Origin of the sequence: Spiroplasma endosymbiont of Crioceris asparagi (genome assembly GCF_964020035.1) — a bacterium.
Taxonomy (GTDB): domain Bacteria; phylum Bacillota_I; class Bacilli_A; order Mycoplasmatales; family Mycoplasmataceae; genus TIUS-1.
Map to the genome: position 1 here is coordinate 24,100 of NZ_OZ026475.1, position 20,084 is coordinate 44,183.

18 protein-coding genes and 1 other annotated feature are annotated in these 20,084 nt (G+C 28.0%); all 18 genes read left to right on the forward strand.

All coding sequences use genetic code 4. From position 1 onward, the window contains the following. Positions 1-21: 21 nt before the first annotated feature. The 18 genes from AACL01_RS00120 to rpoC all read left to right on the forward strand — a co-directional run bounded on the left by AACL01_RS00120 (position 22) and on the right by rpoC (position 20,052). Entirely contained in the window at positions 22-1,047 is a 1,026-nt protein-coding gene (locus tag AACL01_RS00120; protein ID WP_339022798.1) for a hypothetical protein, read from the forward strand. Then, positions 1,028-1,684, forward strand: a complete 657-nt coding sequence (locus AACL01_RS00125; protein WP_339022799.1) for a uracil-DNA glycosylase — start codon at positions 1,028-1,030, stop codon at positions 1,682-1,684. Before AACL01_RS00120 ends, AACL01_RS00125 begins: the two co-directional genes overlap by 20 nt. 35 nt (positions 1,685-1,719) lie before the next feature. Next, on the forward strand, positions 1,720-2,625 hold the full coding sequence (locus AACL01_RS00130) for a hypothetical protein (protein WP_339022801.1): 906 nt from the start codon (positions 1,720-1,722) through the stop codon (positions 2,623-2,625). Position 2,626: 1 nt separating this feature from the next. Then, positions 2,627-3,931 carry a cysteine--tRNA ligase gene (cysS, locus tag AACL01_RS00135; protein ID WP_339022803.1) on the forward strand — a complete coding sequence of 435 codons (1,305 nt, stop codon included), beginning with the start codon at positions 2,627-2,629 and terminating at the stop codon, positions 3,929-3,931. Then, complete coding sequence (gene rlmB / locus AACL01_RS00140) at positions 3,931-4,647, forward strand: 23S rRNA (guanosine(2251)-2'-O)-methyltransferase RlmB (RefSeq protein WP_339022805.1); 717 nt, start codon at positions 3,931-3,933, stop codon at positions 4,645-4,647. The genes cysS and rlmB overlap by 1 nt, the downstream gene beginning before the upstream one ends. After that, entirely contained in the window at positions 4,622-5,233 is a 612-nt protein-coding gene (locus tag AACL01_RS00145; RefSeq protein ID WP_339022806.1) for a LuxR C-terminal-related transcriptional regulator, read from the forward strand. Before rlmB ends, AACL01_RS00145 begins: the two co-directional genes overlap by 26 nt. A gap of 66 nt (positions 5,234-5,299) precedes the next feature. Continuing rightward, entirely contained in the window at positions 5,300-5,458 is a 159-nt protein-coding gene (gene rpmG / locus AACL01_RS00150; protein WP_339022807.1) for a 50S ribosomal protein L33, read from the forward strand. A gap of 4 nt (positions 5,459-5,462) precedes the next feature. Next, positions 5,463-5,819: a preprotein translocase subunit SecE gene (gene secE / locus AACL01_RS00155; protein ID WP_339022808.1), complete on the forward strand. Its 357-nt coding sequence runs from the start codon at positions 5,463-5,465 to the stop codon at positions 5,817-5,819. Positions 5,820-5,826: 7 nt separating this feature from the next. Next, on the forward strand, positions 5,827-6,453 hold the full coding sequence (nusG, locus tag AACL01_RS00160) for a transcription termination/antitermination protein NusG (protein WP_339022810.1): 627 nt from the start codon (positions 5,827-5,829) through the stop codon (positions 6,451-6,453). Between the two features lie 99 nt (positions 6,454-6,552). After that, complete coding sequence (rplK, locus tag AACL01_RS00165; RefSeq protein ID WP_339022812.1) at positions 6,553-6,984, forward strand: 50S ribosomal protein L11; 432 nt, start codon at positions 6,553-6,555, stop codon at positions 6,982-6,984. After that, positions 6,984-7,670 carry a 50S ribosomal protein L1 gene (gene rplA, locus AACL01_RS00170; RefSeq protein WP_339022814.1) on the forward strand — a complete coding sequence of 229 codons (687 nt, stop codon included), beginning with the start codon at positions 6,984-6,986 and terminating at the stop codon, positions 7,668-7,670. The genes rplK and rplA overlap by 1 nt, the downstream gene beginning before the upstream one ends. A 180-nt stretch (positions 7,671-7,850) precedes the next feature. Then, positions 7,851-8,609, forward strand: a complete 759-nt coding sequence (locus AACL01_RS00175) for an MIP/aquaporin family protein (RefSeq protein ID WP_339022815.1) — start codon at positions 7,851-7,853, stop codon at positions 8,607-8,609. A 4-nt stretch (positions 8,610-8,613) separates the two neighbouring features. Beyond that, the gene (glpO, locus tag AACL01_RS00180) at positions 8,614-9,774 is read left to right on the forward strand and encodes a type 2 glycerol-3-phosphate oxidase (protein ID WP_339022817.1); all 1,161 of its coding nucleotides are present in this window, start codon (positions 8,614-8,616) and stop codon (positions 9,772-9,774) included. A 12-nt stretch (positions 9,775-9,786) separates the two neighbouring features. Beyond that, positions 9,787-11,295, forward strand: coding sequence for a glycerol kinase GlpK (gene glpK / locus AACL01_RS00185; protein ID WP_339022819.1), 1,509 nt, complete (start codon positions 9,787-9,789; stop codon positions 11,293-11,295). A gap of 46 nt (positions 11,296-11,341) precedes the next feature. After that, positions 11,342-11,457, forward strand: a sequence feature (ribosomal protein L10 leader region). Positions 11,458-11,490: 33 nt separating this feature from the next. Continuing rightward, on the forward strand, positions 11,491-11,988 hold the full coding sequence (gene rplJ, locus AACL01_RS00190) for a 50S ribosomal protein L10 (RefSeq protein WP_339022821.1): 498 nt from the start codon (positions 11,491-11,493) through the stop codon (positions 11,986-11,988). 25 nt (positions 11,989-12,013) lie between these two features. Next, positions 12,014-12,385 carry a 50S ribosomal protein L7/L12 gene (gene rplL / locus AACL01_RS00195; protein ID WP_339022823.1) on the forward strand — a complete coding sequence of 124 codons (372 nt, stop codon included), beginning with the start codon at positions 12,014-12,016 and terminating at the stop codon, positions 12,383-12,385. A 67-nt stretch (positions 12,386-12,452) separates the two neighbouring features. Beyond that, on the forward strand, positions 12,453-16,286 hold the full coding sequence (locus tag AACL01_RS00200; RefSeq protein ID WP_339022825.1) for a DNA-directed RNA polymerase subunit beta: 3,834 nt from the start codon (positions 12,453-12,455) through the stop codon (positions 16,284-16,286). A 4-nt stretch (positions 16,287-16,290) separates the two neighbouring features. Then, entirely contained in the window at positions 16,291-20,052 is a 3,762-nt protein-coding gene (gene rpoC, locus AACL01_RS00205) for a DNA-directed RNA polymerase subunit beta' (protein ID WP_339022827.1), read from the forward strand. Positions 20,053-20,084 lie beyond the last annotated feature (32 nt).

The following is a 20,084-nucleotide window of genomic DNA, read 5'->3' on the forward strand; positions in this document are numbered from 1 at the left end:
ATTTACTAATAGGCGGAATTCATGAAAAAAATACTTTTATCTTTATCTTCAATTATCTTAGTAGGAACAACAGCTGTTTTAACATCATGTTCAATGAAATCAACTACAATAGATATTAATGTTAAAGATTCAAAAAACGAAGATTTTGGTTTTACTTTTAAAGGAGATGGAATAATTCAAGGGTTTGCACAAGAATTTTTGGAACTTTTTACCTTCAATAAAGAGAGCTATCAAGGAATTGATAAAGAAGATCATATTAAGAAACAAATTGATAAATTGGGGCAAGATGCCGTTAACAAATATTCATTTCTTAACTGATTAAATAACAAACCAAATTTATCACCAGTAGAAAAAGATATTCAAAATGATTATTTTGGAACAAACAATTTTTTAACAAAAACTTTAACAATCGAAAATCACAATGATAAAACATTTGGTACATCAACACCTTTAATTCAAATTCATAAAGAACAAGATAAAGACAAAAAAGATGTATATAGCAAATTAAAAGATTGAAATTCAATTAATAAATTTAACGAGAAAAAAACTAAAGATTCATTTGAAAAAACAGATCAAAAATTGTCTTTTTTAGGCAAAAATGCAATTGAACCAATTAACAATGGCGAAATAAAAACTCTTTCTGATGAAAAGCAACAAAATAAACTTCACGATTTAAAAAAAGAAGGCTTCAATATATATCACAAAGATGACAATAGTAGTCCTGAACTTAGCAATAATGTTTATTTTTACAATGTTGGTGAAGTTGATATAAATATAAATGTTTTAGATCCACAGTTAAAAAATTCTAAAAAATACAATGTTGAAGTTAAATTACCAAGCACTTTTGTATACTTAAGGTTAGTTTCTAAAACTTCTAAAGAAGATGCTAAAAATACTTTTTATTGATTAGAACCCTTTGCATATGGATTTACAAACTCCCAAGAAGATATTTTGGATTCAAGTGGCTCATTTAAAAATTTTAAAAACATTTTTAAGGATTGTGGTGCTATAAATTACACAGTTGATTATGATAAAAGCACAAACTAGATTTCCACAAAATTGAATAAAACTTTTAGGAAAAGAATTTACGTTTAAAATTGATAAAATTTTAAACAGTGTAGATTCTTTTTTTCCTTGTGAAAAAGACATTTTTAAAATATTTAATATATTAGAACCAAAAGATATAAAAGTTATTATAATTGGTCAAGATCCATACTATAAAAAAGGTCAAGCAACAGGAATTGCTTTTAGTGTAGAAAACAATATTAAAATGCCGCCCTCACTTAAAAATATTTTTAAAGAATTAAAAAATGATTTAGGAATTGACCATTTTAAAAATAGTAATTTAACTGGTTGAGTTAAACAAGGAGTCTTTTTATTTAATGCAATATGAACCGTTGAAAACGAAAAACCTGGGTCTCACAAAAACATTGGATGAATTGAATTAACGATTGAGTTATTTGATAAATTATATGAATTTAATCCACATATTATTTTTTGTGCATGAGGTAATGAAGCTAAAAACATCATTAAACGTTTAAGGGTTAAACCAATTAACTTAATTGAAAGTTCGCACCCATCACCCTTAGGATTTTATAAGGGTTTTAGCGGATCAAAACCATTTTCAAAAATAAATGAAATTTTAATAAATAATGGTGATAAAAAAATAGATTTCACACTATAGTTATTTTGTTGTAGAATAGTAGAAAGGAGTTTTATATGTTGTCATTTATAGATAAATTAAATATACTTCAAGGTTCAAATTTAGCACTTTATACATCAATAGCACTCCTTTCTACTATTGCATTGTATTTTGCATATAATGCAATATCTTATTGAGTTTTAAAAGAAAGATATCACGGTATCCGCTTTACAACTAAAAACATTACTTATATAACAATGCTTATTGCAGTTAGTGTTAGTGTCACAATTGTTATTTGTTTAATTGCGCCAGTTGCTGTAATACCACCAATAAGAATTGGGATTGAAGCAATACTAGTTAAAATTTCAGGAATAATTTTTGGTCCAATTGTTGGGGTTATAGTGGGTTTCATAACAGAATTATTAGTAATGCTTTTTGTGCCATCATATGTGCATATAGGTTATGTTTTATGTGTTGTATTTTTTGGATTTATTGGAGGGGCAGCACACTCATTTAATAGAGCCTCAAAAGGTAATGTTTATATTCTATTTGGTTTAATCAATTTATTTATTATTGTTTTTGCCGCAGTAATTATTTTCTTATATAAAGAATATGACAAACCAATTGAGATTTTACAATGAAAAATTAAAGGTCAATATTTTGGATTTGTTTTTTCAGGGACAATTCTAATTACTTTAATTGGTATTTGAATTACATTTTGATTTTTAATTTTAACTGATAAAAAAGATACGGCAAAAGAAGTAATGTTTATTTTATTTTTAGCTACAATTGCAGAGTTTGTGGCAACATCAATTGTTTCTTCATGAGGAGATGCCGGATTATTTAATGCATCAGATAGTAGTGGATATAATGTTATGTTATTAACAAGATTAATTTCAGCACCATTTAAAATTCTTTTTAATACTTTAATACTTTACTTTACATATAAAGCAGTAAATCCATTAATTAAAAGGGACTATTAGTATGAAATTGTTTGATTCTTTAAGCGGAAAACTAGTAGATTTTGAAAAAGATAAAGTGTCAATTTATACTTGCGGACCAACTGTATACTCAAACATTCACATCGGAAATGCAAGACCATTAATATTAACAGATGTTTTAAGAAGATATCTAGAATATAAAGGTAGCGATGTAAATTTTATAATGAACATTACCGATATTGATGACAAAATCATTAATAAAGCTTTTGAAGAAAACAAGACAGAAGAACAAATAACTCAAACATATATTGATGAATTTTTAATGGATTTAAACAATTTAAATATTTTGACACCCAATCAATTAGTAAGCGTTTCTAAGAATATTGAAATAATCAAAAATTTTGTTATGTCATTATATGAATCAAATAATGCTTACAAAACAGAGGATGGAATATTTTTTGATATTAAAAAAAATAAAACAGAGTATGGGAAAATATCTAAACAAAAAATTGATCAATTAGAAGTTAGTTCTAGAAAAGAAATAAATACTAAAATAAAAAGAAGTCCGCAAGATTTTGCAATTTGAAAATTTACCAATAAAGGAATTCAATGAGAATTTGATTTAGGTAAAGGAAGACCAGGCTGGCACACCGAGTGTTGTGCTATTATTGACCATTTTTTTAAAGATACTATCGATGTACATATTGGTGGGGTTGATTTAAAATTTCCTCATCACGAAAATGAACGAATTCAATTCGTTGCAAAAAACAATAAAGAACTATCAAATATTTGATTACATAATGGTTCTTTAAATATAAAAAATGAAAAAATGTCAAAGTCTTTAAATAATATTATTTTAGTTAAAGACTTTGTTAAAAGTTATTCTGCAAACACATTAAAATATTTAATGTTAAAAAACAATTATTCATATCCATTAAATTTTAGTGAAAAAGATATAGAAGACGCAAATAAATGAGTAGAAAAAATTTCTACATTATTTAAAAAAATAAATATTTTACTTGTAACTGAAAAATTTGTTGAATCAAAAAAAAATTTTGAAAATGAATTTCAAAAACACATGGATAATAATTTAAACACTAGTTTGGTTATTTCTATGGTTGATGAAATTATTAAACAAATTAACAAAGATATTAGCAAAAATATTTTTGTTAATGATTATATTTACTTACTAAATATCATTGAAATTTTAGGATTTAGTTTTTCTACTCCTAAATTAGAAAATGAAGATTTAGAAAAAATAAAATTATGAAAAGCAAAAATCAAACTAAAAGATTTTAAAGAAGCAGATAAAATTAGAGAAGAATTAATTAATAAAGGAATAATGTAATGAAAGATTATATATTTGGAAGAAAAGCAGTTTTAAATGTAATTAAGAATTATCCAAATATAATTCAAAAAATCATTATTCAAGATAATTTAAAACTAGACAAATATGAAGAAACTATTTTAAATAATAAATACAATTTAATTGAATACTTATCAAAATTTGATATTGAAAAAAAAGCACAAGGTTTAAATCACCAAGGTTTTTTGTGTATTCTAAAAGAATATAAGTACACTCATTTTTCAGAAATTACAAAAAATGGATGAAATACAATTCTTTGTTTAGATTCAATACAAGATCCACAAAATTTTGGAGCAATAATTAGAAGTGCTGTGCTTCTTGGAGTTGATGCAATAATCATTTTAGATCACAATCAAGCCATGGTAAACGGAACAGTGTTTAAAACATCTGCCGGTACTGCTAATGACATACCAATTGTTAAAGTTTCGAATTTAAGTAATGCACTCGAACACTTAAAAAAATCAGGATATTGAATTTATGCTTCGGCTTTAAATGAACAATCACAAGATATTAAAGACATTTCTTTTAGTGAGAAAAAAGTAATTATTATTGGTAATGAAGGGAAAGGTGTAAGTATGAAATTATTAAAAAATTCAGACTTCATTTTTAAAATTAATACAAAAACAAATATTGATTCATTAAACGTTTCAGTTGCTGCAGGAATTATTCTTTATGAATGCAGTAAAAGTAACAGATAAAGTTTTTTACACAACTCTTCTAGATTCATTCTCATATTTAAATCACGATGAATGTATGACAATTGTTAATAATGCAAAAAAAATTATTAATGGTGAATGATATAAGATTGGAAAAATAGGACTAGATAAAGAAGACTTAACATTTTGTTTTTGAAAGTCTCTTGTAGAAATAAAAAACAGATATAAAATAAAAAATTTTCTTGAATTAAAAAAATGTATAAATTTTATTTATAAAAGAAGATTATTAGATTACATAAGAAAATTTAATAGAAAAAAGGATATACCTATCCAACAAGCAATTCAAAATTTTAGTTATCAAAATGACTATGATGCATATGCTTATAAAATTGATGAAGAAACCGCAAAAAAAGATGATCTTGAAGAAAAAATGATTTTAAAAATTTTTATAAAAGAATATTTGGAAAGAGAAAAATCTAAATTAAAAAAAGAAACATTAAAACTAATTTTACAAGGTGAATCGCGAAAAGATATTGCTAATAAATTATTAATTTCGACAAAAACTATTAAAAGTTATTGAGATGAATTTATAGCATTCGCAAAAGAACTTTTTAAATTTAAAAAATAAATGTTATTATAAGTATGATAAAGCAATACTCGTATTGCTTTTTTAATTGAAAAAATTAAGGCAGTAATGAAAGAAAAAAGTAGAAAAATTATTCTTATATGTGAAAAGTGTGCGTCAAGAAACTATAATTTCTTAAAAAGTACAATATCAGTTAAAGAACGTTTAGTATTAAAAAAGTTTTGCAGTAAATGTAATGAAAGAACATTACACAAGGAGACAAGATAACATTATGACTAAAGAAGAAAAAAAAATACTGAAGAAAGAAATTAAAGAAAGAAAACGTCAAGAAAAATTAGCCATGAAACAACAATTGCTTGGTGGTTATGAGGACAAAGAAAAAAACAAAGAAAAAATTGTTGATGATTTTAAAAAAGAAAAAAGATCTAAAAGAATTATTAGATGAGCTTCTTTAAAAGAAACACCAATTAAACTTGTTAAAGAAGCAAATAAAATTAAATGGCCAAAAAGAAGAGTTTTAGGAATGAAATTTCTAACAATTGTAATTTTTATATTTATATTTGCAGTATTCTTTTATGGTGTTGACCAAGCTTTAGAACAATTATTTGCTATTTCAAAAATAGTGTAGGAGAAAAATGAGAATAGAAGATTTAGAATTATTTGAAGAATTAGATTCTTACAAGGGACAATGATTTGTTATTAATTGCAATAGCGGACATGAAGATAAAGTTAGAGCAGATTTACTGCAAAAAATTGAGACTTCAAATTTAGGAGATTGAATTTTTGATATTAAAATATCAAAAGTTAATGTTTTAAATAAAAACAAAAAAACAGTAAGTAAAAACATGTTTCCGGGTTATTTATTTATTAACATGATAATGAATAACGATACATGGTTTATTATTAGAAATACTCCAGGTGTAACAGGTTTTATTGGTTCTTCAGGAAAAGGGGCAAAACCATTTCCAATTACAACAGAAGAAATTATGAGAATGTTGGGATTTGAAAACAAAGATGAAAAATTGAATTTAAACCAAAAAGAGGTTTCAGGATCATCTGTAATCAAAAAAGAAAAAGTTGTTTATGAAACAAATCTTAAAAAAGGAAGTAGAGCACTTATTAAAAGTGGGCCATTCACAGATATGGATGGTAATGTTTTAGAATTAGACTTTGAAAAAGGAATTGCTATTATTGAAATTGAAATGTTTGGTAGAGCTACTCCTTATGAAGTAGAATTTAAAAATCTAGAATTAATTAAATAATTTTAATTATTGTTTTTTTTTGATATTATTAAAAGAGTTAAATTGTGGAAGATGTTTTAAAAAATATCGTTAGGACCACAGCGAAACGGAGGGGTTATCGTGGCAAAAAAAATTAAACGTATAGCAAAATTAGAATTTATGGCAATGAAAGCAAAACCGGGTGCAGAATTAGCATCACTTGGAATTAACATGCCTCAATTCACACAACAATTCAATGACGCTACAAAAGAAAGAGCTGGAGAAGTTGTTCCAGTTATTATTACAGCGTATGACGATAAATCATTTGATTTTATTTTAAAAACAGCACCAACTGCTTTTAAAATAAAACAATTATTAAACATTCAAAAAGGTGCACAAAAATCAGGAACAGAAGTTGTCGCTACAATTTCTCAAAGTCAAATAAAAGAAATAGCTGAATATAAATTACCAGATTTAAATACTGATAATATTGAAGCAGCCATGAGAATTGTAGAAGGTACTGCAAAAAACATGGGTGTTAAAATTGAAGGGAAAGAAGAGGTAAGTAAATAATGGCTAAAAAAAGTAAAAAATTAAAGCTTGCTTTACAAAGTATTGATAGAAACAAAAAATATTCTATTGAAGAAGCTATCTCTTTAGTTAAACAAACATCTGTATCAAAATTTGATGGAACAATTGATATTGCATTTAATTTAAATGTTGATCCAAAACATGCCGATCAACAAATTAGAGGAGCAGTAGTTCTTCCTGGTGGGACTGGTAAATCACAAAAAGTTTTAGTAATAACTAAAACAAAAATGAATGAAGCACAATCTGCAGGAGCTGATTTTATTGGTGCCGAAGAAATGATTGAAAAAATTCAAAAAGAAAATTGATTTGGATTTGATGTAATTGTTGCAACACCAGAAATGATGGCACAATTAGGAAAAATCGGTAAAATTTTAGGACCAAAAGGATTGATGCCAAATCCTAAAACCGGAACAGTTACAATGGATGTTGTAAAAGCAATCGATGAAATTAAAAAAGGTAAAGTTGAATATAGAACTGATAAAGAAGGTAATGTACATTCAGTTATTGGTAAAGTATCATTTGCTAATGAAAATTTATTACAAAACTTCAATGCACTAGTTGATGTAATTAGAAGAGCTAAACCAGTTTCTGTTAAAGGAACATATATTAAAAATGTTTCAATTTCTGCAACTATGGGTCCAGGAATTAAAGTTTTCTTAGAACAATAGAAAAAACGTCAATGACGTTTTTTTTGTTTTTAAATGAAATGATAATATAAACATATTGGAAAAAGTTCCAAAATAAATCTGAAATTTGGAAAATTTCAGATTTTTGATGTTAAATAAAATTGTGGATATTTTATAAAAAAATAAAATTTCTACATTTTAAAAATTGAAAGGATGTTTTATATGACTTTTATAGAATGCTTTCGACACTTTGGTGTTGAATTTATAGGAACAATGTTATTAATAATTTTTGGTAATTCTGTTGTTGGAAATGTTTTATTAAAAAAAACAAAAGGTTATCAAAGCGGGTGATTATTAATCACAATTGGTTGAGGAATGGCAATAACACTTTCGGCTACTGTAACTGTAGCTTTAAAAAGTGATGCATTTGCTTCATTCAATCCAGCATTATCAATTGCGTTAGCCATATTTGGAAAAATGCATTTAGATTTAATGGCAATTTATATAGTTGCAGAATTGTTGGGCGCATTTGTGGGCCAATTAATTGTTGACTTAATGTATGCTCAACACATTAAAATTCATTTTAATGAAGCTGAAAGCAAAAAAATTGCTGCCGCCGATTTATTGGGTATGCATTCAACTGGACCAGCGCTAAGAAATGTGCCATTAAACTTTTTGGCAGAATTTGTAGCAACAACAGCATTAATTTTAGCTTTATTGGCAACAACTAAGGCCAACACCTTTGCTGACGTTAAATGATTTTCACCAATATTTGCAGGCATGGTTGTTGCTGTAATAGGTATTTGTTTGGGTGGATTAACAGGATTTTCACTAAATCCAGCAAGGGATTTAGCCCCAAGATTAGTCTATTGAATGCTTTATAGAAAAGAAGGTTCTACTGATTGACAATATTCATGAATTCCAGTTGTTGCACCAATTGCCGCTGGCGTGATTATGGGTCTAGCATTAAGAGGTTGATAAAATTATGAAAAAATATGATGTATGTATTATTGGTGCTGGTATTATTGGTGCCTCAATATCAAGAGAATTATCAAAATATAATTTAAACATTTTACATTTAGAAGCTAATGCTAAAGTGGGAATTGAAACAAGTCAAGGAAATTCTGGACTTGTGCATGGTGGTTTTGATCCAACTCCAGGTAAACTAAATGCAAAACTAAATGTTTTAGGAAAAAAACGTTATGAAGATTGAATAAAAGAATTAACTTTCCCATATTTAAGAATAGATTCAACTATTGTTGCTTTTAATGATGAAGAAGTTAAACATTTAAAAATGTTATATGAAAGAGGAATAATTAATGGTTTAGATAAAAGTGAATTAAAAATTTTAGATTCAAATGAATTAAGAATAAAAGAACCAAATATTTCTCATGAAGCTGTTGCGGCTTTAGTTTGCAATTCATCTATTGCTGTAGATGCACCAATGTTGGCAAAAGTCTTAATGACAAATGCTATTAAAAATTCAGTTGATTTACATTTAAATGAAAAAGTAGTAGATATCAAAAAACAAAATGATGTTTGATGTATAAAAACAAATAAAAATGAATATGAATCAAAAATAATAATTAATGTAGCAGGACACTACGCAGATAAAATTGCAAAAATGGCTGGATTTGATGAATTTAATTTAGTGACAAGAAGAGGAGAATATAGAATTCTTGAAAAAACAGAATCAGGTATTGTTAATTCAGTTGTTTTTATGGTGCCAACAATTCATGGTAAAGGAGTTATTGTAGCCCCTATGTTGGATGGTCATGTTATGGTTGGACCAACAGCTGAAGAGGGTGTACCAAAAGATGAAACAAGATTAGTAACTCAAGAAAAATTTGATTTTATTGGGGAAATTGGTAAAAAATTAATTTCTTCAATAAATATGAAAAAAACTTGTATGACATTTTCAGGTTCAAGACCAATTGAACCAAAATCTGATGATTTTTGAATTAAAGCTACTAAAAAAGATAAAACTTTTATTAATGTTGCCGGAATGAAATCTCCAGCCATTGCATCTGCTCCAGCCATTGCTGATTATGTAATAGAAGAATTAATCAAAAAACCAAATTTAATTAAATTAGAAATTAAACCAAATTTTGATCCAATACAAAAAATGGTTAATCCATTAATTTAAAACAGGAGGTATATGAAAAAATACGTTATTACCTTAGATGAAGGTACAACAAGCGCAAGAACAGTTGTTGTCGATAAAAGCGGAAAAATTGTTTCTATTAATCAAGTTGAATTTACACAATTTTTTCCGCAAGCCGGTTGAGTAGAACATGATGCACTAGAAATTTGAAATAGTCAAAGAACAACACTTGTTAATGCAATCAATAATTTAGGAATCACTTCAAAAGATATTGAATGTATTGGAATTACAAATCAACGTGAAACAACAATAGTTTGGGATAGGGAAACCGGAAACCCTATTTATAATGCAATAGTTTGACAAGACAAGAGATTAGATAATTATTTTGTTAATTTTTCTCAAAAAGAATATGATTTGTTAAGACAAAAAACTGGATTAATTCCAAATGCATATTTTTCTGTATCTAAACTTGCTTGAATTTTAGATAATGTTAAGGGGGCAAGAGAAAAAGCTGAAAAAGGACAATTAATGTTTGGAACAGTTAATACCTGATTAATTTATCGTTTAACTGGACAAAAAGTATTTGCCACAGATCACACAAATGCACAAAGAACATTACTATACAATATTCATAAAAATGATTGAGATGATGAGTTGTTAAAATTATTTAACATACCAAAATCTTTATTACCAGAAATAAAAGAATGTGCAGATGATTATGGATTAACTTTTCCTAATCTACTTTCAAAAAAAGATGATGGTGAAATTCAAATTAATTCTTCAATCGGGGATCAACAATCTGCTCTATATGGGCAAATGTGTATAAACACTGGAGAAGTTAAATCAACGTATGGAACAGGGTGTTTCATTCTTATGAATACAGGAACAGAAAAAATATTCTCTGAACATGGTATTTTAACAACTGTTGCTTTAGCAAAAGATAATAAAATTACCTATGCATTAGAAGGATCGGTAATGATTGCTGGTGCTGTTACCAAATGACTAAAAGAAAACTTAAAAATAATTTATGATTACGAAGAAGCAGAATGATATTTAGAAAAAGTTAAAGATAACCGTGAAGTTTATTTTGTTCCTTCATTTTCTGGATTAGGTTCACCTTATTGAGATGATTCATCACGTGGAGCTATTTTCGGTTTAGATAGAGGAACAAAACGTGAACACATTATTCGTGCTGCTATTGAATCAATTGCATATCAAGCAAATGATGTTATTGAAGCTATGAAAAAAGATCTTAAAAAAGATATCAAAATTATTAAAGTTGATGGTGGTGCAACGAGAAGTAATTATTTAATGCAATTTCAAGCAAGTATTTCTAAAACAAATGTTTTAAGACCTAAAAATATTGAAACAACTGCGATGGGTGCTGCTTATTTGGCTGGTTTAAGAAGCGGATTTTGAAAAGATGAAACTGAAATTAAAAATATAATAAAAGAAGGTTTTGAATTTAAACCAAACATGAGTGAAGAAGTTGCTAATAAAAAAATAAAAGGTTGAAAATCAGCTGTGTCAAGAACATTTTCATGATTAGTTGATACAAATTAGTTAATAAAAATAATTTTTCAAAAAAATTTATAAAAGTATGTTAATATAAGTATTGCTATTAATACCAAAGAAAATAACTGGCTTTGAGCCTTAATTTGTTATCGAGGATTAAAATACATTATTTTTGTCTCGATTTTTAAATCGAGATTTTCTTTTGTTAGTATTAAATAGTGCAAATTATAGAAAGGAATTAAAATGGCTTTAAAAAGACCTGCACATTTAAAAAAAGCAGAAACTATTAATGAAATAGTTGAAAATCTTAAAAAGTTTCCTGGTTTTGCAATTGCTAATTATAAAACAATGACAGTTGTTGAAATAATGCAATTGAGAAATCAAGCAAAAAAACAAAATGCAATTGCTAAAGTTTATAAAGGAACACTTTTCTTAAGAGCTTTAAAAGAATTAAAAATTTCTGGTCTAGATGACGCTTTAACTGAACAAAATATTTATATATTTTCAGAAGAAAGTGTTACTGCACCAAAATTAGTAAGAGCTTTTAATAAAAAAACAAATAAATTAGAATTAAAAGCCGGAATCATTGAAGGAACTGTGCTTGACAAACAAGGGATAGCAGAGGTAGCGGCTTTACCTTCAAAAGAAGAATTATACTCAATGTTTGCATCATCATTGGTTTATCCATTGAGACAATTCATGCTATTAACTAAAGAAATAGCAAAAACAAAATCAGAATAGTTATATAAAAAAGAGGAGAAAAATTATGGCAAAATTAACTAAAGAAGATATCATTAAATCATTAGAAGAAATGAAATTATCAGAATTAAACGAATTAGTAAAAGCAATCGAAGATCACTTTGGAGTTGTTGCATCAGCAGCAGTTGCTGCACCAGCAGCAGAAGGGGCAGCAAACGCAGCACCAACAGAAGTTGACGTATTATTAACATCACCAGGTGGAAACAAAGTGGCTGTTATTAAAATTGTTAAAGAATTAACAGGATTAGGACTAATGGATGCTAAAAAATTAGTTGATGGAACATTACCTGCAAAATTAAAAGAAAAAGTTAAACCAGAAGACGGAGAAGCAATTAAAAAACAATTAGTTGACGCTGGAGCTTCAGTAGAATTAAAATAATTAATTTTTTATTTTATTAAAAATATAAAAAAATATTATTGAATTCGAAAAGGGGCAAAATTAATCTATGGCATATAAAATTAAAAAAATAAACAATTTGGTAGAAAGAAGAGATTACACAAAAGTTTCTGGTAATCTTGAGCTACCAAATTTAATTGAACTTCAAACAGAAACATTTGAATGATTCAAAAAAACAGGTATTAATGAAGTTTTTCAAGAAGTATTTCCTATTCAATCAAATGATGGAAATGCTATTTTAACATTGAATAGTTGAGAATTCAGACAACCAAAAATGGATGAAAGAAGAGCTAGATCAGAAGGAAAAATTTATGAAGCTCCAATTTATGGAAACTTATCTTTATCTGTAAGAATGGAATCTATTGAAGTTCCAAAAGAAAATATAACTAAGGATCTAAAAACATCATTAAAAGTATGATTAGAAGAAAAATCAGAATCACAAGGAATTGTTTTTAAAGAAGAAAAAGAAGGAATTTATTTTTTTGGATATAAAACAAAAACTTCTCATAAAGATGATTCAATTCAACTTGAAATTGCTGGTGAAAATGAAGAAAATTATTTTGTAAATGTTGATGTTTTTAAAACAACTGATGTATTTTTTGGTGAATTCCCACTAATGACAAATAGAGGAACTTTTGTAATTAACGGTAGTGAAAAAGTAATTGTTTCTCAATTAGTTAGATCACCTGGTAGTTATTTCAAAAAAGAAATTGATAGAAAAAATGGTGAATTTATTTATCAATCTAGCATTATTCCAGTTATTGGGTCATGATTAGAATTTGAAATAGACACTAAAATTCAAAATCAAAATAAAGTTGCAAAATCAGAAAAAATATTTAATGTAAAAATAAATAAATCAAGAAAATCTACAGCAACAAGTTTTTTAACTGCTTTAGGAATGACAAAAGAAGATGTTCTAAATATCTTTGATAAAAATCAAATTCTTGAAAACACATATAATTATGATTCATTAACAGGCGAAAAATATGCTGATTGAGCAAATGCTGTTCAAGAAATTTATAAAAAAATTAAGCAAGGTGAAAGTGCCACAACTGATGGAGCAATTAAATACATTTATGGTTTATTGTTCGAAAGAAGAAAATATGATTTAACCAAAACTGGTGTATTTAAATTAGAAAAAAAATTACAACTTAAAAACAATTTAAGGGGTAGAGTTTTAGCTGAAGACTTAATTGATATCAATGGTAAAGTTGTAATTAAAAAAGATACAGAAATTACAAAAAACAATATTGATGTAGTTGCAAAAGCACTTGATGAAGGCGCAATGATTGAAGAAATTTCATTTAGTCCAGAAATCAAAGGCTCAACTTCAAAAATTCAAAAAATTAAAGTATATAAAGATAACAATATGGGAGAAACAATTCCAGTAATTGGTATTGTTAAAGAACCAAAAGAAAACAATACTACTCTAAATGTTCCTGACATTATTGCTACTGTTTCATATATTTTAAACATGGTTGAAGGAATGGGAGAAGAAGATGACATTGATCACTTGTCTAACCGTAGAGTTAGAACAGTTGGTGAATTGTTACAAAATCAATTCAGAATCGGTATGATGAGAATCGATAAAAATGTTAAAGAAAAATTAACTACTTCAAATCCATACAAAATGAAACCATCAAACATTATTAACAACAAACCATTAACAGCTGTAATAGGTGAATTCTTTAACTTGTCACAATTGTCACAATTTATGGATCAAACAAACCCATTATCAGAATTAACAAACAAAAGACGTTTAACTTCACTTGGACCTGGTGGTTTAAGTCGTGATAGAGCAGCTCTTGAAGTTCGTGACGTTCATACATCACATTATGGAAGAATATGCCCTATTGAAACTCCCGAGGGACCAAATATTGGACTTATTAATAATCTTTCAACATATGCAAAAATTGACGAATATGGATTTATTGAAACTCCATATAGAAGAGTTAAAGATGGTAAAGTTGTTGATGGAGAATATCAATACTTAACAGCTGATGAAGAAACAAATTATGTTGTTGCCCAAGCAAATGTAAATAACGTGTCAGAATTAAAAACATTATCAAACGAAGTTGTTGCACGTTACCAAGGTGAAGAAATTATTACTAATTCTAAAGAAGTTGATTATGTTGATGTTTCGCCAAAACAAATTGTTTCAATTGCGACATCATGTATTCCATTTTTAGAAAATGATGATGCTAACCGTGCGCTAATGGGAGCCAACATGCAAAGACAAGCTGTTCCACTAATTAACCCTGATTCACCAATTGTTGGTACAGGTGTGGAACATGAAATCGCAAGAGACTCAGGAATTGCAGTGGTTGCTGAAGAAGATGGAGTAGTTACTTACGTTGATGCTAAAAAAGTTGTTATTGAAGAAAAAACAGGAGTTAAAACTTATGTTTTAGATAACTTCATTAGATCAAACAGTGGGACATCAATTACTCATTCACCAATGGTTGTTGTTGGACAAAAAGTTAAGAAAAATGAAGTTCTTGCAAATGGTCCATCAATGGATAAAGGTGAACTAGCATTAGGACAAAATGTAGTTGTTGCATTTACAACTTGAAATGGATACAACTATGAGGATGCTATTATTCTTTCAGAAAGAGTTGTTGTTGAAGATACATTTACATCAATTCACATTGATGAATATACAATTGAAAGAAGACAAACAAAACAAGGACCTGAAGAAATCACAAGAGAAATTCCAAATATTTCTGAAGTAGCTAGAAAAAATCTAGATGAAGATGGTATTGTTGCAGTTGGTACTGAAGTTAAAGTTGGGGATATTTTAGTTGGTAAAGTTACACCAAAACTACAAGCTCAACTAAGCCCAGAAGATAAATTATTACATGCAATTTTTGGAGAAAAACTAAAAAATGTAAAAGATAATTCTTTAAGAGTGCCAAATGGTGGTGAAGGAACTGTTCAATCAATTAAAAGATTTTCAAGAGCAGAAGGTGCTGACCTTCCATTAGACATTTTAGAAGTTATAAAAATCTATATTGTTCAAAAACGTAAAATTCAAGAAGGGGATAAAATGGCGGGAAGACATGGAAACAAAGGTGTTGTTTCTAAAATCTTACCAATCGAAGATATGCCTCACTTAGAAGACGGAACTCCAGTTGACATTATGTTAAACCCACAAGGAATTCCTTCACGTATGAACATTGGACAAATTCTAGAATTACATTTAGGAATGGCTGCTAAAAAATTAGGTATTAAAGTTGCTACCCCTGTATTTGAGGGAGTAAAAGAACAAGACCTAAATGAAATTATGAAAGAAGCCGGAATGGATAATTACGGTAAAGTAAAATTAATTGATGGAAGAACTGGGGAAGCATTTGATAAACCAATTTCAGTTGGTGTTATGTATATGCTTAAACTTTCTCACATGGTTGATGATAAATTACATGCAAGAAACATTGGTCCTTATTCTCTAATTACTCAACAACCACTTGGTGGTAAAGCACAAAATGGTGGACAAAGATTTGGAGAGATGGAAGTTTGGGCGCTTGAAGCTTATGGTGCTGCACACACACTTCAAGAAATCTTAACTATTAAATCTGATGATATTAAAGGTCGTACAAAAACTTATGAAGCGATTGTTAGATCAAAACCGTTACCAAAACCATGAATTCCAGAATCATTTAATGTTTTAACTAAAGAAATTATGGGACTAGGATTTGATATGAGTATGATTGATGAAAACGGAGATAAAGTTCAAATCAAAGCATATGATGATGAAGCTATTGAAACTGAGTTTGATGATGTAAATATTAGTGAAATTCTTAATAAAGAACCAATTCCAGAATATTATTCAGAAGTGAATTTAGAAGAACCAGATGAAATAGAAGAAACAGAAGAGGAGAATTAATTTAATGGCAACAGGTAAAAAAATGATAAAAATTGAATTAGCTTCTCCCGAAGTTATCAGATCATGATCACATGGTGAAGTTACAAAACCAGAAACTATTAACTATAAATCACTTAAAACTGAAAAAGGTGGTTTATTTGATGAAAGAATTTTTGGACCTACAAAAAACTATGAATGTTCATGTGGAAAATACAAAAAAGTTAAAAACAAAGGTAAAATTTGTGAACGTTGTGGTGTAGAAATTACTGAAGCAATCGTAAGACGTGAAAGAGTTGGACACATTGAATTAGAAGAAGCAGTAACTCACATTTGAATGTTAAAAGTTTCTCCTTCAAGATTAGCTGCTTTATTAGATTTAAAAACAAAAGAAGTTGAAGAAGTTGTTTATTTTGTTAACCATATCGTTTTAGATGCTGGTGATTCAAAACACTTAAAATACAAACAAGTTTTAGATTTAGGTAATTCTAAAAATGCACTTAAAACTCGTACTAAACTAATTAAAACTTTAGAAGAAATTAAAGAAAATTTAGATCCTGAAAAATTCCAATATAAAAAATGTGAAAAATTATTAGCTGTTTTATATTCACCAAATGTTCCATTTTCAATGGACGAAGCTGCTGAATTTATTTCAAAACACACTAATGCAAAATTTGGAATTGGTGCAAGTGCTGTTGAAACTTTATTAAAAGATATTGATCTTGATGTTGAAATTCAAAAATCAAGAGATGCTTTAAAAGAAGTTAGAATAGCTGCTGATCAACAAAAATTAATGAAAAGATTGGAAACATTATTTTCATTAAAACAATCTAAATCTAAACCAGAATGAATGGTTTTAAGAGTTATACCAGTTATACCTCCAGACATTAGACCAATCATTCAATTAGATGGAGGAAGATTTACAACTTCTGAAATTAATGATTTATATAGAAGAATCATTATTAGAAATGAACGTTTAAAAAAAGTTAAAGAAATGGGTGCTCCAAGTATCATTATTAACAATGAAAAACGTATGTTACAAGAAGCTGTTGATGCCTTATTTGATAATGAAAGAAAACCAAGATCTGTTACAAGTAAAGACAAACGTCCTTTAAAATCTTTAACATCAATTTTAAAAGGAAAACAAGGAAGATTCCGTCAAAACCTTTTAGGAAAACGTGTTGATTATTCCGGACGTTCAGTTATTGCGATTGGTCCTGATTTAAAAATGTATCAAGCAGGTATTCCAAGAGACATGGCAATTATTTTGTTTAAACCATTTGTAATTAGAACATTACAACAAAAAGGTTATGCAGAAAATGTTAAAGTAGCTGAAAAAATGATTCAAGCAAATGATGCAAGAATTTGAGAAGTATTAGAAGAAGTTATTAAAGAAAGACCGGTTATGTTAAACCGTGCTCCAACACTTCACCGTTCTGGTATTCAAGCATTTGAACCAAAAATTGTTAAAGGTAAAGCAATCCGTATTCACCCATTAGTTACAACCGCATTTAATGCCGACTTTGATGGTGACCAAATGGCTGTCCACTTACCAATATCTGATGAGGCAATTGCTGAAGCTAGATATTTAATGTTGGGATCTAAAGCAATTTTAGGGCCTAAAGATGGTAAACCGCTTGCAACCCCAACTCAAGATATTGTTTTAGGAAATTACTTTATTACAAGTGAAGAAAAATCAACTAAAGACAATGAAGTTTTAGGTGAGGGAACATTGTTTTCATCATTTGATGAATTATGAATGGCTTACAATAATAAAAATGTTTCTTTACATGCTATTGTAGCGATTCCTGTTTCTGAATTGAAAAATAGAGAATTTGATGAAGAAGATCAAAATAAATATTTATTAACATCAGTTGGAAAAATTTTATTTAATGATATGTTTTCACAACACGCATTCCCATTCATTGTTAATGGAGCTTCAATTAAAAATAAAGAAGAAGTTAAAAAACAATTGATTAGTGATAATGTTGATATCAAAAAATACATTTCAGAAAAATACCAAATTCAAGAACCAATTAAGAAAAAAGATTTATCAGTTATTATTGAAAAATACTTTAAATTATATGGTTCAGAAAAAACAGCTGAAATATTGGATAACATGAAAGATATTGGGTTTAAATATGCTACATTATCTGGAACAACAATTTCTGCAGGAGATGCAATTGTCTTCAAAGAAAAATTTGAGTTATTTAAAGAAGCTGAAAAAACTGTTCAAGAAATCACAAGTTACTACGAAATGGGTATGTTAACTAGACGTGAGAAAAAAAGAAGAGTTATTGAAGTATGATCAAGAATAAAAGATCAAATTCAAACTCAACTTGAAAGCGTTCTTAGAAAAGACAAAAAAAATCCAATCTTTGTTATGGCTGACTCTGGAGCAAGGGGTAACGTTTCTAACTTTACTCAACTTGTAGGTATGCGTGGTCTTATGAATGACCCCAAAGGTGATATTAAAGAATTACCAATTAAATCTTCTTTCCGTGAAGGATTAACTGTGTCAGAATTCTTTATTTCAACTCATGGTGCCAGAAAAGGGATGGCTGATATCGCGCTTAAAACTGCCGATTCAGGTTATTTAACACGTAGACTTGTTGACGTTTCTCAAGAAATTATTATTACAAATGAAGATTGTAATCCTACTAAAGGGTTTGATGTTAAAGATATTGTTGACACTAAAAACAACAGTGTTATCGTTCCTTTATTTGATAGATTAGTTGGAAGATTTTCATTTGAAACTATTAAAGTGAAAAACAAAGTTATTGTTGATGCTAACAGATTAATTACTGAAGAAATTGCTAAAGAAATTGTTAATGCTGGTATCACAAAAGCAAAAATTCGTTCTGTATTAACTTGTAATTCAGATCGTGGTGTATGTAAAAAATGTTATGGTATTAATTTAGCAACTGGAAAAGTTGTTCAAATTGGAGAACCAGTTGGAATTATTGCAGCGCAATCAATTGGAGAACCAGGTACACAATTGACAATGCGTACATTCCATACAGGTGGTGTTGCCGGGGAATCAGACATTACTCAAGGATTACCACGTATTAAAGAACTATTTGACGTTACAAATCCTAAAGGAACAATTTCAACAATTTCTCACATTGATGGAAAAGTTACAAAAATTGAAGAACATGATAGTACATTCTCAATCACAGTAACATCTGACAACGACGAACAAGTTCATAAAACTAAATACGGAGCAATTCTTCGTGTTCAAGAAGGAATGGATGTTAAAGCGGGTCAAAAACTTACTGAAGGTGCTGTTTTAATTAAAGAATTATTAGAATATTCAACAATTAGAAATGTACAAAATTATATTTTAAAAGAAGTTCAAAAAGTTTATCGTTTACAAGGTATTGAAATTTCAGATAAATATATTGAAATAATTATTAAACAAATATTAAACAAAGTTCAAATTGTTGATTCTGGAGCAACTGAGTTGTTACCAGGAGAAATCATTTCAGTTTCTACTTATAAAAAAGCAATTAGAGATGCAATCATTAATAACAAAAAACCACCATTGGCAAGAACAAGAGTGTTTGGTATTAAAAAAGCACCTCTTGAATCAGATTCATGATTGTCATCTGCTTCATTCCAAGATACTGCAAGAGTTATAACTAAAGCTGTTATTAGAGGTAAAGTAGATCGTCTTGAAGGATTAAAAGAAAATATTATGCTAGGAAACTTAATCCCAGCTGGTACTGGAATTAAACCTATTGCTGAATTAATTAAGGAAAATGAAGATTCATCAAACGACGATTATTAATATTTTAAAGTTAGTCTATGACTAACTTTTTT